16 protein-coding genes and 1 tRNA gene are annotated in these 13,443 nt (G+C 65.5%); 10 read left to right on the plus strand and 7 right to left on the minus strand.

The genetic code is table 11. The annotated features are described in order from the left end of the window. Positions 1-22: 22 nt before the first annotated feature. The 4 genes from G6N59_RS23065 to rdgB all read left to right on the plus strand — a co-directional run bounded on the left by G6N59_RS23065 (position 23) and on the right by rdgB (position 3,005). A complete protein-coding gene (locus tag G6N59_RS23065; RefSeq protein ID WP_138229164.1) occupies positions 23-679 on the plus strand; it encodes a rhomboid family intramembrane serine protease in 657 nt (218 codons plus the stop codon). A gap of 138 nt (positions 680-817) precedes the next feature. Beyond that, positions 818-1,585 carry a cyclic nucleotide-degrading phosphodiesterase gene (locus G6N59_RS23070; protein WP_138229165.1) on the plus strand — a complete coding sequence of 256 codons (768 nt, stop codon included), beginning with the start codon at positions 818-820 and terminating at the stop codon, positions 1,583-1,585. Positions 1,586-1,624: 39 nt separating this feature from the next. Continuing rightward, positions 1,625-2,407, plus strand: coding sequence for a ribonuclease PH (gene rph / locus G6N59_RS23075; protein ID WP_133763829.1), 783 nt, complete (start codon positions 1,625-1,627; stop codon positions 2,405-2,407). After that, complete coding sequence (gene rdgB / locus G6N59_RS23080; RefSeq protein WP_138229166.1) at positions 2,400-3,005, plus strand: RdgB/HAM1 family non-canonical purine NTP pyrophosphatase; 606 nt, start codon at positions 2,400-2,402, stop codon at positions 3,003-3,005. Before rph ends, rdgB begins: the two co-directional genes overlap by 8 nt. 10 nt (positions 3,006-3,015) lie before the next feature. On the opposite strand, the gene G6N59_RS23085 is transcribed toward rdgB, so the two are convergent. Further along, positions 3,016-3,906 (minus strand): sulfite exporter TauE/SafE family protein, encoded by an 891-nt coding sequence (locus G6N59_RS23085; protein WP_138229167.1) that lies wholly within the window; start codon positions 3,904-3,906, stop codon positions 3,016-3,018. Between the two features lie 135 nt (positions 3,907-4,041). Continuing rightward, positions 4,042-4,638, minus strand: a complete 597-nt coding sequence (locus G6N59_RS23090) for a TetR/AcrR family transcriptional regulator (protein WP_138229168.1) — start codon at positions 4,636-4,638, stop codon at positions 4,042-4,044. Positions 4,639-4,693: 55 nt separating this feature from the next. On the opposite strand from G6N59_RS23090, the gene G6N59_RS23095 reads away from it, so the two are divergent. Further along, positions 4,694-5,581 (plus strand): haloalkane dehalogenase, encoded by an 888-nt coding sequence (locus G6N59_RS23095; protein ID WP_138229169.1) that lies wholly within the window; start codon positions 4,694-4,696, stop codon positions 5,579-5,581. 5 nt (positions 5,582-5,586) lie between these two features. Here the strand turns inward: G6N59_RS23095 and G6N59_RS23100 are convergent, their stop codons facing one another. Further along, a complete protein-coding gene (locus G6N59_RS23100) occupies positions 5,587-5,925 on the minus strand; it encodes a DUF3817 domain-containing protein (protein ID WP_138229170.1) in 339 nt (112 codons plus the stop codon). Continuing rightward, positions 5,922-6,293: a hypothetical protein gene (locus G6N59_RS23105; RefSeq protein ID WP_138229171.1), complete on the minus strand. Its 372-nt coding sequence runs from the start codon at positions 6,291-6,293 to the stop codon at positions 5,922-5,924. Before G6N59_RS23105 ends, G6N59_RS23100 begins: the two co-directional genes overlap by 4 nt. A 104-nt stretch (positions 6,294-6,397) precedes the next feature. On the opposite strand from G6N59_RS23105, the gene G6N59_RS23110 reads away from it, so the two are divergent. Beyond that, a tRNA-Leu gene (locus tag G6N59_RS23110) sits at positions 6,398-6,480 on the plus strand. Between the two features lie 268 nt (positions 6,481-6,748). Here the strand turns inward: G6N59_RS23110 and G6N59_RS31660 are convergent. Next, positions 6,749-6,880: a hypothetical protein gene (locus tag G6N59_RS31660; protein WP_138229172.1), complete on the minus strand. Its 132-nt coding sequence runs from the start codon at positions 6,878-6,880 to the stop codon at positions 6,749-6,751. A gap of 231 nt (positions 6,881-7,111) precedes the next feature. Between G6N59_RS31660 and G6N59_RS23115 the strand changes: the two genes are divergently transcribed. After that, positions 7,112-8,200 carry a fatty acid desaturase family protein gene (locus G6N59_RS23115; RefSeq protein WP_138229382.1) on the plus strand — a complete coding sequence of 363 codons (1,089 nt, stop codon included), beginning with the start codon at positions 7,112-7,114 and terminating at the stop codon, positions 8,198-8,200. Positions 8,201-8,221: 21 nt separating this feature from the next. Here G6N59_RS23115 and G6N59_RS23120 read toward each other — a convergent pair whose 3' ends face one another. Then, positions 8,222-8,392: a CsbD family protein gene (locus G6N59_RS23120; protein ID WP_138229173.1), complete on the minus strand. Its 171-nt coding sequence runs from the start codon at positions 8,390-8,392 to the stop codon at positions 8,222-8,224. Positions 8,393-8,864: 472 nt separating this feature from the next. On the opposite strand from G6N59_RS23120, the gene G6N59_RS23125 reads away from it, so the two are divergent. Genes G6N59_RS23125 through G6N59_RS23135 form a run of 3 tightly spaced genes read left to right on the plus strand, consistent with a single transcriptional unit; the run spans position 8,865 to position 12,537 of the window. Then, positions 8,865-10,052 carry a glycosyltransferase gene (locus tag G6N59_RS23125; RefSeq protein WP_138229174.1) on the plus strand — a complete coding sequence of 396 codons (1,188 nt, stop codon included), beginning with the start codon at positions 8,865-8,867 and terminating at the stop codon, positions 10,050-10,052. 32 nt (positions 10,053-10,084) lie between these two features. Then, positions 10,085-11,062 carry a glycosyltransferase gene (locus G6N59_RS23130; RefSeq protein WP_138229175.1) on the plus strand — a complete coding sequence of 326 codons (978 nt, stop codon included), beginning with the start codon at positions 10,085-10,087 and terminating at the stop codon, positions 11,060-11,062. Continuing rightward, the gene (locus G6N59_RS23135; RefSeq protein ID WP_138229176.1) at positions 11,059-12,537 is read left to right on the plus strand and encodes a glycoside hydrolase family 130 protein; all 1,479 of its coding nucleotides are present in this window, start codon (positions 11,059-11,061) and stop codon (positions 12,535-12,537) included. Before G6N59_RS23130 ends, G6N59_RS23135 begins: the two co-directional genes overlap by 4 nt. Here G6N59_RS23135 and G6N59_RS23140 read toward each other — a convergent pair. Continuing rightward, positions 12,534-13,397, minus strand: coding sequence for an NYN domain-containing protein (locus tag G6N59_RS23140; RefSeq protein ID WP_138229177.1), 864 nt, complete (start codon positions 13,395-13,397; stop codon positions 12,534-12,536). The genes G6N59_RS23135 and G6N59_RS23140 overlap by 4 nt on opposite strands. Between the last annotated feature and the right edge of the window lie 46 nt (positions 13,398-13,443).

Raw genomic sequence — 13,443 nt, forward strand, 5'->3', positions numbered from 1 at the left:
CGAGTAGCGGAGCGGAGTGCGCATGACTTCGGACCTGTCGACTACCTCGAAGCCGAAGCCGCCTGCGACGTGGAAGGTCGGCGGCGTCACGATCGTCAGCTTCGTCGCGCTGCTGTGGCTGATCGAAGGCTGGGATGCGCTGCATCATCAGGAGCTCAATCAGGACGGCATCCGCCCGCTGGAGACCGACGGACTCTGGGGCATCTTGTGGGCGCCGCTGCTGCACGCCGATTGGGCGCACCTGATCGCGAACACCGGCCCGGCGTTGGTGCTCGGGTTCCTGGTGACGCTCGCGGGCATGGGCCGGTTCCTCGCGGCCACGTTGATCATCTGGATTCTCGGCGGTTTCGGTACGTGGCTCATTGGCAACATCGGTGCGCCGCAGGGTGTCGAATCAGTGCACATCGGGGCGTCCGGACTGATCTTCGGCTGGCTGACGTTCCTCATCGTGTTCGGCTTCTTCACTCGGCACGCATGGCAGATTGTGGTCGGCATCGTGGTGTTGTTCGTCTATGGCGGTGTGCTGTGGGGTGCGCTGCCGGGCACGTTCGGCGTGTCGTGGCAGGGCCATCTGTGCGGTGGCATCGCGGGAGTGCTCGCCGCGTATTTGCTGAGCAGTCCGGAAAGGGAAGCGCGCGAACGGCGTAAGGGTTCGGCGCTGCCGTCGATTCCGACGTAATTTGCTGAATTCGGAATTCGCCGCACATCGCGATGCCGGAAGCGTGATCGGTATCGCTTTCGGGAGTAATCGAGAAACTGGCCGCCCAAAGGTGCCGTCTTTTCGTCGCAGGACGTGTTGACGTGGCAAGCTAGGGGTGTGCGCCTCACCATTCTCGGTTGCTCCGGCAGCGTGGGTGGGCCGGATTCTCCGGCCTCGGGCTATCTGCTGACCGCTCCGGACACCACGCCGATGGTTATCGACTTCGGCGGCGGGGTACTCGGCGCACTGCAGCGTCATGCCGATCCGGGTTCCGTAAATGTATTGCTGTCGCATCTGCATGCCGACCATTGCTTGGACTTGCCCGGGCTGTTCGTCTGGCGGCGGTATCACCCGAATCCGCCCGTCGGTCGCGCGCTGATGTTCGGTCCGGCGGCCACGTGGCACCGGCTCGGTGCGGCGTCGTCGCCCGAGGGCGGAGAGATCGACGACATCACCGACATCTTCGACATCCAGGTCTGGGTGGACGGTGAAGACGTCGAGATCGGCGCGCTGACCGTGACGCCGCGACTGGTGTGCCATCCGACCGAGTCCTACGGCATGCGCTTCACGGATCCGTCCGGCGCTACGCTCGTCTACTCCGCGGACACCGGCTACTGCGACGCGTTGGTCGACCTGGCCCGCGGTGCCGATGTGTTCCTGTGCGAGGCATCGTGGACCGACTCGCCGGACCGTCCACCGAAGCTGCATCTGTCCGGCGCCGAGGCCGGCCGCGCCGCCCGCGAGGCGGGGGTGGGGGAGCTGCTGCTGACCCACATCCCGCCGTGGACGTCCCGCGAGGACGTCATCAGCGAGGCCAAGGCTGAGTTCGATGGACCCGTGCACGGCGTGGTGTGTAACGAGTCGTTCGACATCACTCGTAGGTAAGGTTCCGCCCAGCTGTTCGCGGCCCGCTAGGGTTGTGCGGTGTCCAGACGAGAAGACGGTCGCCTTGACGACGAACTCCGCCCGGTAAAGATCACCCGAGGATTCACCAAGCACCCCGCAGGATCGGTGTTGGTGGAGTTCGGCGAGACGCGGGTCATGTGCACCGCTTCGGTATCCGAAGGGGTGCCGCGCTGGCGGAAGGGTTCCGGGCTGGGCTGGCTGACCGCCGAGTACGCGATGCTGCCGGCCGCCACGCATGACCGCTCCGACCGCGAGTCGGTGAAGGGCCGAGTCGGTGGGCGGACCCAGGAGATCAGCCGGTTGATCGGCCGCTCGCTGCGCGCGTGCATCGACCTCAGTGCGTTGGGCGAGAACACCATCGCCATCGACTGCGACGTGCTGCAGGCCGACGGCGGTACCCGTACCGCGGCGATCACCGGCGCGTATGTGGCGTTGGCCGACGCCGTGACGTACCTGGCCGCGGCCGGCCGGTTGAAGGATCCGCGACCGCTGTCGTGCGCGATCGCCGCCGTGTCGGTCGGTGTGGTCGACGGCCGCGTCCGCACCGACCTGCCCTACACCGAGGACTCGCGCGCCGAAGTCGACATGAACGTCGTCGCCACCGACACCGGGACTTTGGTGGAAGTGCAGGGGACGGGTGAGGGTGCGACGTTCCCGCGCTCGACGCTGGACAAGCTGCTCGATGCCGCACTGGCCGCGTGCGACCAACTGTTCGCGTTGCAGCGTGAGGCTCTGGAGCTGCCGTATCCGGGTGTGCTGCCGGAGCCGTCGGGTCCTGCGAAGAAGGCATTTGGTGCCTGAGCTGCTGGTCGCCTCGCGCAATGTGAAGAAGCTTGCGGAGTTGCAGCGCGTCCTTGATGCTGCGGGTGTTGTCGGTCTGACGTTGTTGTCGTTGGCCGACGTGCCCGAGTATCCCGAGGCGCCCGAGACCGGGGCGACGTTCGAGGAGAACGCGTTGGCCAAGGCTCGAGACGGGTTCGAGGCCACCGGCATTCCCTGTGTCGCAGACGATTCCGGGGTTTCGGTCGATGCGCTGAACGGCATGCCCGGCGTGCTGTCGGCCCGGTGGGCTGGTGGGCACGGGGATGACCTGGCCAACCTGTCTCTGCTGTTGGGTCAGCTCGAGGATGTGCCCGACGAGCGTCGTGGGGCGGCGTTCGTGTCGTGCTGCGCCCTGGTTTCCGCCGCGGGTTCGGTGGTGGTGCGCGGTGAGTGGCCGGGCGCCATCGCGCGGGAGCCACGGGGGTCGGGCGGGTTCGGGTACGACCCGATCTTCGTGCCTGCCGGTGGTTCAGTGTCCGCCGCGGAGCTGACGCCCGCCGAGAAGGATGCGGCGTCGCACCGCGGACGGGCATTGGCACAGCTGGTGCCGGCGCTGCGGGAGCTGGCTGCGGGCTAATTCCCGTCTCTCATGGCGCATCGGCGACAGCGACGACGCTGTCCTGGGGTGCGGCGTCGACCTGTGGGGACCGTGCGCGGTACATCCGGACCAATTCGCGGATTGCGACGAACAGGCAGAAGACGGCGTATGTCGCCGACAGTGCCTTGGCGTTCAGGCCCAGGGCCAGCACTGCGCCGGCGATCGCCCCCGGCAGCGCGCCGAGGTTGAGGGTCAGACTCAGCCGGGGCGACGCTGTTCCCTGGCGGGCGTGCATGATCCATCCGACGATCGAGTTCGGGACGAACATCAGCAGCGAGGTTCCGATCGCCGTATGCAGGTCGCAGCCGAACAACACCATCAGTGTGGGAACGGCGAGCAGCCCTCCGCCCAGGCCGACAGCTGCGGCCCACGCGCCGATCAGCAACCCGCAGGCTAGTGAGACCGGCGCGACGTAGATCCAGTTGTGAACGACAGCGGCGGATAACGCCGCCCCGCCTTGCAGCAGGTGGACGCCGGCGATGTCCAGGCCAAGCTTGAGCGCCGACAGCAAGAGCACGGTGACGAACAGCCAGCGCAGGGTCGCGTGGGACACCTTCATGATCAGCCTGGCGCCGAAGAGGCCGCCGATCGTCCCTCCGACCAGCATGCCGAAGCCGGCGTTCCAGTCGATGCTGCCGCCGGCCAACGCAAAGGTCAGCGCGCCGACCCCGACGACGGCGGTATTGGCGGCGGTGGCCGTCCCATGCAGGGTTGGCCGCGGCAGCGCGGTCAAATGCTCCAGGGCCGGCACGTAGAAGACGCCGCTGCCGCCGCCGAAGAGGCCGCCGATCATTCCGCCGATCGCGCCCACGCCGAGTTCAGCGAGTAATCCGCCTCGCATGACGGCCGGGTTCGGCGGAGCAGGGTGTTCGGCGGGCATGCGGATTCTCCTTCGGATTGGCTCGACGAACTATCGCACTTGTCAGACAAGTAGACAAATTAATTTCGGTGAGCGGGGTACCGAATGGCGTCTGCGGGATGTCGTGTCCGCGCCCTGGCCAGCAGGTACGGCGAGCTACGGCGCGGCCAGATACCCGTCGAGGAAGGTGTGCAGCGTGGGCGCCAGGTGCGCCACGCCGGAATCGTTGAGCTTGGCCAGCAGGATGATGCCCTGATACTGCGCGAGCAGCGCATGCGCGAGCTGCTCGGGATCGGTGCCGGGGCGCAGGGCTCCGGCGTTTGCGGCTTCGTCCGCGATGAGCGCTAAGTGGTGTTCCATCGCCTTGAGAGTGCGAGCGAGGTGCTCACGAAGATCGTCGTCGGTGGTGGACAGTTCGGCGGCGAAGTTGCCGAAGGGGCAGCCCACCGCGCGGCCGAATTGGGCTTCGAGGGCGGACTGGATGACACCGATGGCGTCGGGGACGGCGTGCAGCTTTTCGGCCGGCGTCGCGGTAGGGGAGCCGGCGAGCTGGCGCTGAAATGCTTTGGCGTGCAAGTCGATAACCGCTTTGCCCAGCTCGGACTTCGACGAGAAGTAGTGGTAGAAGCTGCCCTTGCGGATATCGGTCGCGCGGCAGAGTTCATCGACCCCGACGGCTTGGTAGCTGCGTTCGAGGAAGAGTCGGGCAGCGGTGGCGACCAGGCGGTCGCGGGCGTCGGAACTGCGGGGCACCTGTGAACTGTAGGTAATAGTTGACCGGTCGGTCAACACGTGGCAGGTTTGCGACATGACAACCCCAGACGTCTTCCGCACCCCTGATGAACGATTCGAGAATCTGCCGGGATACGACTTCGCCCCGAACTACGTCGACGTCGACGGGCTGCGCATGCACTACCTCGATGAGGGCCCGCGCGACGGCAAGCCGATCGTCTGTTTCCACGGCGAGCCGACATGGGCGTACCTCTACCGCAAGATGATCGCCCCGTTTGTCGACGCTGGGCATCGGGTGATCGTGCCGGACTACGCGGGCTTCGGCCGGTCCGACAAGCCCACTGACCGGGGCTGGTACAGCTACGACCGGCACGTCGAGCTGGTGACGCGGGTGCTGGGCGGGCTGGAGCTGAGAGACGTCACCGCCATCGTGCAGGACTGGGGCGGGCCGATCGGCCTGCGGTGGGCGACGGAGAATGCGGATCAGGTTGGTGCGCTGGCGATTTTCAACACCGGGCTGTTCACCGGGCGGGTGTCCAAGGGCTTCATGGCATGGCGTGCCTTCGCCGAGGCCAATCCTGACTTGCCCGTCGGTTTCGTGATCCAGGGCGCGACGACGACCGAGCTGTCTCCTGAGGTGGTGGCCGCCTACGATGCGCCGTTCCCCACCGTGGAGTCCAAGGCCGGTGCCGCGCAGTTCCCGCTGCTGGTGCCGATCACCGAGGACGCGGCGGGTGCGACGGAGATGCAGGCGGTCACCGACGCGCTATCGCGCTGGGAGAAGCCGGCGCTCGTGGCGTTCTCGGACCAGGACCCGGTCTTCCCGTACCCGCGCGCGGGTGAGGCATTCGTCGATCTGATCCCCACCGTGGCCGAGCAGGTGCGGATCGAGGGTGCGTCGCACTTCCTGCAGGAGGACCGCGGTGAGCAGCTGGCAGCCGAGGTGCTCAAGCACCTCGGCTGAGACCGTCAGAGGTCGAAGCGCTTCTTGACGTCTTCGGTGCGGAAGTGCTCGACGATGATGCCGAGCAGCGGGACCGTGCCGGCGAAGAGCGTGCCGATGGTCTGGCCCAGCGGCCAGCGGACCTTGACCGCCAGGTTGAACGTGCACAGCAGGTAGATGAAGTACACCCAGCCGTGCACGATGCCGATCCAGTTCAGGCTCACGTCGTTGAAGACGTAGTGCGCGACCAGCTCGTAGCAGAGCGCGATGAGCCAGATACCGGTCGCCCACGCCATCACGCGGTAGGCGGTCAGCGCCTTGCGGATGGAGTCTTTCGACACGGCGGTCGGCTGGGACTCGGTCATGTGGTGGTCCTGTCCTGTTTGTCGTTCTCGGCCAGTTCGGCCAGGTAGGCGTTGTATTCGTTGAGGGTCGGGTCCGCGGTGTCTTTGGCGGCCCTGGGGCGCTCGGGGAGCAGACCCGCGGGGATTTCGGTGGGCTCACTGGTCGCCGGCGCGGCAGGGCCTTCGTCTTCGTAGCGGACGAACTTGTAGTAGCCGTAGAAGCAAAAGGCGCCGAACATCGGCCACTGCAGGGCGTAGCCCAAGTTCTGGAAGGTGCCCGCGCTCGACTGGAACCGTGACCACTGCCACCAGGCCAGGGCCATGCAGCCCAGGGCAGCGAGGGTCACCAGCACGATGAGCGCTGGCCTCCTACGCCGTGTAGTGGACATAGGGCAACGGTACCGCGCGCAGGTGGGGATATGCGACGGCCGCCCGGGCCACGGGGTGGGGCGTGCGATGCCGAGCTGCCCGGTCGCGGTATCCTCGGAGGCCTGCGGGCGTGGCGAAATGGCAGACGCGCGGTCTTTAGGTGTCCGTGTTCGAAAGAACGTGGGGGTTCAAGTCCCTCCGCCCGCACTTTTTGTGGTGAGTCAGGCCAACGGCCACCCAACTTCCGGCCGCGGCCACCGTCGATTGCGGTCGGCTGGTCCCGAGCCCCAAGGTTCAGCGAATCACGCGGATATGTGCCAGCGGCAGGTCGCCGAAATCAATTGGACAACAGCAGATTTCGCGGACCAGACCATCCGGCCGGCCACGGCTTCCGCATCGGGTCCGCCCGTGCACCCTCGGCCCGATGGGCAGCGTGCGTTACGAAAAGTGTTGGACTGCTTGGTCGCTGCCCGAATCAGTGTTTCTTGGAGTGCAGGATGCCGTCGGTCGGCGTCTGGTCCGTCTTGGCGCGCTTCTCGGCGCGTTTCTCTTTGAGAGACTTACCGGGTTTCTTGGACATGCTCTGCCGCGGAGATTTGTCAGACATGACAGGCCCCTTTATTCGGGGGCCTGGATGGTCCCTATCACCTGACCATACGCGTACCGCAGACGGTGAGGCAACGCCGTTGGCTGCCGTTGGTGACGCCCTCGCCTGATGGGGCGCCGTGCGACGAGGCCGCCACGTAGCGCGGATGCGTATAGAAGCCTAGGCTGGGGGTTGCACACACCCCCAGGTGGCCGAAACCCCGCTGCCGCGTGTAGACGACCGGGAATTCTTTTGCCTATCAATGATATTGCCGCGTATGCGCGGCTGACCCCAGCGGACGTCGAAGCCTTCGGGGCCGATCTGGACACCATTCGTGCCGACATCGAAGAATCCCTCGGCGCGAAAGACGCCACCTATATCCGCCGCGTCATCGCATTCCAGCGACTCCTGGACATTGCCGCTCGGCTACAGATCGCTCGGAGCCGGTCCAGGGGCGGCTGGGCGGTGGGCGCCGTGGCACTGGCCTACGCGAAAACCATTGAGAATATGGAGATTGGGCACAATGTCTCCCACGGCCAATGGGACTGGATGAACGATCCGGAAATCCATTCGAACACCTGGGAATGGGACATGGTGGGGCCGTCGTCGCAGTGGCGTTACTCGCACAACTACCGCCACCACGTGTTCACCAATGTGGTCGGTGTGGATGACGACCTTGGATTCGGCGTGCTGCGGGTGACCCGCGATCAACTGTGGAAGCCCGCGGATCTGTGGCAACCGCTGCGAAACATATTTCTGGCCTTGGTCTTTGAGTGGGGAATCGCGCGCCACGGCTTTCACTCCGAGACGGAGAGGGCAAGCACCCACGAGGCCAGGCAGGCTGTGAAGAAGGCGATGCTGGTGAAGATCGCTCGGCAGACCGCCAAGGACTATTTCGTCCTGCCCGCCCTGAGTCTGCGCCGCTGGCGCCGGACGCTGACCGCCAACGCGACCGCCAACCTGCTCCGCAACCTCTGGTCCTATGTGGTCATCTTCTGCGGGCATTTCCCCGATGGCGTGCAGACATTTGCTCCGGAAGTCCTTCAGTCCGAGACCAGGGCGGAATGGTATCTGCGCCAAATGCTGGGCGCAGCGAACTTCAAAGCCGGTCGGGCACTGGCATTTTCGAGTGGGAACCTGTGTTACCAGATCGAGCATCACTTGTTTCCGGATCTGCCGAGCAATCGGTTGGCGCAGGTCAGTGTTCGGGTGCGTCAGCTATGCGACAAGTACGACGTGCCCTACACCACCGGCTCGCTCACTCGGCAGTACCTGCAGACCTTGCGCACCATCTTCCGACTGGCGCTCCCGGATGGCACCTGGGCCGGCACACGCCGATGACCGCCGGTGGCCGACGATGTGTCAGGCCTCGAAGGCGCGTTTGATCTTGGCGCGCGCCTGCCCGGCATCCGTGGCTTGTTGCGTCCTCGTTTCATCGCTCGGGCCGTTGTCGCCGATGGCAAGGCCGAAATAGCTCTTGACGGCATCTGAACCACGTTTCGCCTTGTGGGCCATCGTTTTTGCAAAATTCATAATCGATCTCCATTGTCGTCTTCGGTGCAGCAGGCCAGTGCGTGCTGCAGTTCAGCGTCGGGTTCGTCAACCGCTGTCGAGTAATGATGCCGCCGTTGGTTGTCCAACGGAACGGACTCAGCGGTTTTGACGGAACACTTTGTGCACCTTCAGTTTTGGCATTCGGCCGCCCAGACGGGCATGTCGGCGAGTTGTTGGCCATGGTGATCCGGAGGCGCCGAGGGTCACCAATGCGGGCGCGAACAACTAAAGTTCTCTCCAGCCGTCACCTTACACCCGTTTGCTGGTATTTACCTTCGCGATGGCGTCGCCCGGACAGTTTCTTGCCACTCTCGGATGGGCCCGGGGGTGTAGCGTGGAAAAGGTTGGGAACCCAGCCAGCTCGGGGCGCTGTCAGCCTTTTGCCGCTCGGCTTCCCCCGAGCAGCCGCTCGCGCCGGACACCTCGGTGACAACCACGCGACGGGATCACCATGAAATCTCAAGCCACTCTTCAATTTTCGAAAACACCGGTGTTGAGTCGCCAAAGTTCCGGCCTACCGAGCTTCGGGGTTCTCAGCACGTATCCTCCGACCCGATGCGGTCTGGCAACCTTCAGCGCCGCACTCACCCACGGGCTCGCCGCCAACGGCGCCGATGTCAGCGTGGTTCGCGTCGCAGACGGGTCACCCACCAGTCACGGTCGTGTCATCGGTGAACTGACCAACGGATCGGCAGCGTCAGCGGCAGCGGCAGCGGACTTGCTCAGCCAGAGTGACGTTGCGGTGATCCAGCACGAGTACGGCATCTACGGCGGCCCAGACGGCGATCAAGTCGTGGACATCATCGGCGCTCTGCGGGTCCCCTCGATCGTTGTCGCGCATACGATCCCGAGGCATCCGACCAGACGCCAGCGTTCAGTGCTCGAAGCCATCGTGACGCTCGCCGACCAGGTGGTGGTGCTGTCCGACGCCGCGAATGCGCAACTGCGTCATGGGTTCGACGTTGACCGGCGGAAGATCAGCACGATCCCGCACGGCGCGACCGTTCCGGTTCACGGCTACACGAAGCGCAGCGGTCCGCCGACGGTGTTGACGTGGGGCCTACTGGGACCGGGCAAGGGGGTTGAACGCGTCATCGATGCGATGGGCGAGCTGCACCATCTCAACAGCCGGCCGCGTTACCTGATTGCCGGCGAGACCCATCCAAAGGTGTTTGCCGCTGACGGCGAGGCCTACCGCAACGCTCGTATCGAGCAGGCCCGGCGCATCGGGGTGGCCGATGCGGTCCGCTTCGATGCCAGTTACCGCGATGTGCCGTCATTGATCGCGCTGATGCTGTCCGCAGCAGTGGTTGTGCTGCCGTATGACTCCACCGATCAGACCACGTCCGGTGTCCTGGTCGACACCATCGCCACTGGTCGGCCGGTTGTCGCCACGGCTTTCCCGCATGCGGTCGACTTGCTGTCCACCGGTGCCGGCATCGTGGTTCCGCACGATGACCCCGACGCGCTACGCACGGCGCTGCGCTCGGTACTGACTCAGCCGCGGTTGGCCGGCGCGATGTCGGCTGAGGCCCGCCGGCTCGCTCCGGCGATGTCATGGCCGATCACAGCCAGGTCGTATCAAGCTCTGGCCCAACGAATTCTGACCAAGCGACCGGAGCGAACGTGGCTGCCGTAGTGCCGTGCCCGAAGTTCGATCACCTGCTCGCGATGACTGATAGGCATGGCACCTTCGAGCATGCGTGTGGCGCCGAGCCCCGCATCGAGCACGGTTATTGCACGGACGACATGGCCAGAGTTCTGGTAGTTGCCAGTCGCGAACCGGACGCTGGGGACGCGGTGCACGCACTGGCCAGATTGGCGGTGAAGTTCCTCAACGAGGCCCAGTCTTTTGCCGGTGGTTGCCGTAACCGGATGGACTGCAACGGTCGGTGGACCGACGACTTTACATTCGAGGACTGCTGGGGACGTTGCCTGTGGAGTTTGGGCACGGCCGCCGCGCACAGCGATATCGGTCTGGTCCGCAGCCTGTCGGCGGTCCAGTTCGAGCGTGCCGCACGCGGCCGGTCGGCCTGGCCGCGGGCCAAGGCGTTCGCGGCGCTGGGTGCCGCCGAGCTGCTCAGTGTCCAGCCTGACCACGCACCGGCGCGCCAACTCATCAACGACTACGCCGCGGGCGTTGCGGAGCGCAATGGTGACCTCGATTGGCCCTGGCCGGAGGCGCGGCTGACATACGCGAATGCGTTGCTGCCCGAGGCGATGATCGCTGCGGGCGTCGCCCGTGACGACTCCACGCTCTGCCAACGCGGCTTGGAACTGCTGGAATGGCTGATCGATTGCGAGACGGTGGACGGGCATCTGTCGGTGAGCCCGGCCGGGGGCTGGGCGCCCGGCGAGCATCGGCCCGCCTTCGACCAGCAGCCCATCGAGGTGGCCACGCTCGCCGATGCGTGCGCCCGCGCCGCGGACGTGGACGCCAGCTCCATCTGGCCCAACACCGTCCGGGTTGCCGCGGCCTGGTTCGAGGGCGCGAACGACGTGGGAGCGACGATGTGGAATCCGGCAACCGGCGCTGGATTCGACGGACTAGAGGCTGACGGCATCAACATGAACCAGGGCGCCGAATCGACGCTGGCGGTGCTGTCCACGTTTCAGCAGGCGCGCCGCCTGGTATCGGTGTCGCCGTGACCGCAGTGCGGTCGGGGCTGGTCACGCGGAGCCGGCTGCGGTTGACCGCGGACCCGGCGCGAGTCATCATCCGGCTGTTCGTTCCCGGACAGGAAGGCTTTGAGCTCCAGGAGTCCCGCGCCGGTGCGGTGCTGACGCGGGTGCTCGCTCTGGACGAGGCCGACGTACGGGCCGCTCTCGAGGACGTCGTCCGGCGATTCGACCACCGCCATCGTGACCTGGTCGGCACTTTTCGGCGGCACGCGCGCGAACTCGCCGATCGATTGGACCCCGGCACCACGATCTCCGACGCGCGAATGTTGTTGCTGGGCGCGACATTCACCAGTGAGTTCGCGGTCGAGGGGGCTGCGCTGTGCAACCCGAGCATCGTCGCCCACCCTGATCAAACAGGTGCGGCTGCGGGGAGTCTGCGTTTTGTACTGAGCGTCAGGGGTATCGGCGAGGGGCACCGGTCCTCGATCGGCTTTCGTACGGGCAGCGTGGACCAGGCGGGCTGTGTCGCGCTCGACGACGGGCCCCCGTTCGCCACCGTCGGCGCGGTGGTGCCGACGTTGCTCGACGCGAAGGTCTTTCGCAGCGAGCTGGCCCGGTTGGATGAGGCCGGCGAGGCCGCCGACTATGTGCTCGACGCGCTGGGCGACCAGTTCACCCGCACCGATCTCGATGAACAGCTGGACAAGCTGCTGCTGCATCGCAGCACCCGCACGCATGCTGCGGACACCATCGCACTGATCCGGGACATCGCCCAACGGTCGTACGCTGTCGAATTCTCTTCAGATACAGAGATTTCCGAGCATCTGTTGTGGCCGGCAAGCAGCGCCGAGGTGGCCGGCATGGAGGATGCGCGCTTTGTCCGCTTTGTCGACGACGACGGTGCGGCCACCTATTACGCCACCTACACCGCGTACAGCGGGTCGCAGATCCGCCAGCAGTTGTTGAGAACCAACGACTTCCGGTCTTTTACGTCGGTGCCGATGGTCGGCGAGGCGGCGGCGAACAAGGGCCTGGCGCTGTTTCCGCGCCGAATCGCCGGAAGGTTCGCGGCGATGTCCCGGTCAGACCGGGAATCGAACACGGTGGCCTACACCGATGACCTCTCGGTGTGGGGCGGTGCGTCCGCTTGTCAGCGGCCGACAGAGGCCTGGGAGACAGTGCAATTGGGGAACTGCGGGGCGCCCATCGAAACGGACGAGGGGTGGTTGGTGCTCACTCATGGTGTCGGTCCGATGCGGACGTACTCGATCGGCGCGATTCTGCTCGATCTCGATGACCCGACCCGGATCATCGGCCGCTTGCCGGAGCCGCTGCTGCGCCCCGAACCGGACGAGCAGGACGGCTACGTGCCCAACGTGGTGTACTCCTGTGGCGCAATGGTCCATGGCAACACTTTGGTCGTGCCCTACGGCATCGGCGATGCCGCGATCGGTTTCGCCACCGTGGCGCTGTCAGAGCTGCTGGGGGTGCTGAGTCTCTAGATTGAGCTGCGTAAGCGCACGAGTCGCGTCGTCGAACTCTCATCCAGTTCGACGACGTCCGTGCGCGAGCGCAGGAAATCGCTGAAAGACCGGAATCCCAGCGACTTTTCGCTGAACGACGGGTCCATCCGCTTCATCTGTGCCTTGACTGCCGAGTTGTGCAGCCACTCGACGTCGTCCTTCTCCAGGCCTATCTGTAGCGCGCGAGTCAGCAAGGCGGTGGCCGAGATCTGCGGGTCCGGGGGTTCGGGTTCGTTGGGCTCAGTCGTTTGGCGGTTGCGTTTCGGTGGCGCTGGTTCAGTAGGCGTCTCGAGGGCTGGGACGCCGGGCAGTGCGTCGTAGCTGACAAATTCGTCGCAGGCGGCAGCGAGCGCCCGGCTCGACGAGCCGGCCACTCCGATGCCGACGACGTATCGGCCGAGGCGTTTGCAGCGTTGGGCCAGCGGAATGTAGTCCGAATCGCCGGCGGCGATGACCACATGGGTGAGATCAGGAAGTCGGAACATGTCTTCGACCGTGTCGACGGCCAGCCGGATGTCAGCGCCGTTCTTGCCGTAGGCCGCGGCCGGGAAGAGCTGCACCAAGTCGACCGCGCGGCCGACAAGTTGTTGGCGGTAGCCGGCGTTGACGTCGGCGGACCAGTCGGCATAGGCGCGGGTGAGCACCAACGTGCCGAATGATGACGCGAAATCCAGCACGGCCCCGACGTCGACGGTGGCCCGCGTCAGTTTGTCCGGTTCGAGGCCCTTGGCCTTGTCCTTCTGAAACGAGTTGCGGCCGTGGACCTGGTCGTACCGCGATATCACGATGTTGTCGAAGTCGAGGTAGACCGCTACGCGGCTGGCAGCGGTATCCGTCATGGGTCCAGTGTGGTCTATCCGCGATGAGTCATGGTGCGGAACCCGC

It is taken from the genome of Mycolicibacterium aubagnense, assembly GCF_010730955.1.
Taxonomy (GTDB): Bacteria; Actinomycetota; Actinomycetes; order Mycobacteriales; family Mycobacteriaceae; genus Mycobacterium; species Mycobacterium aubagnense.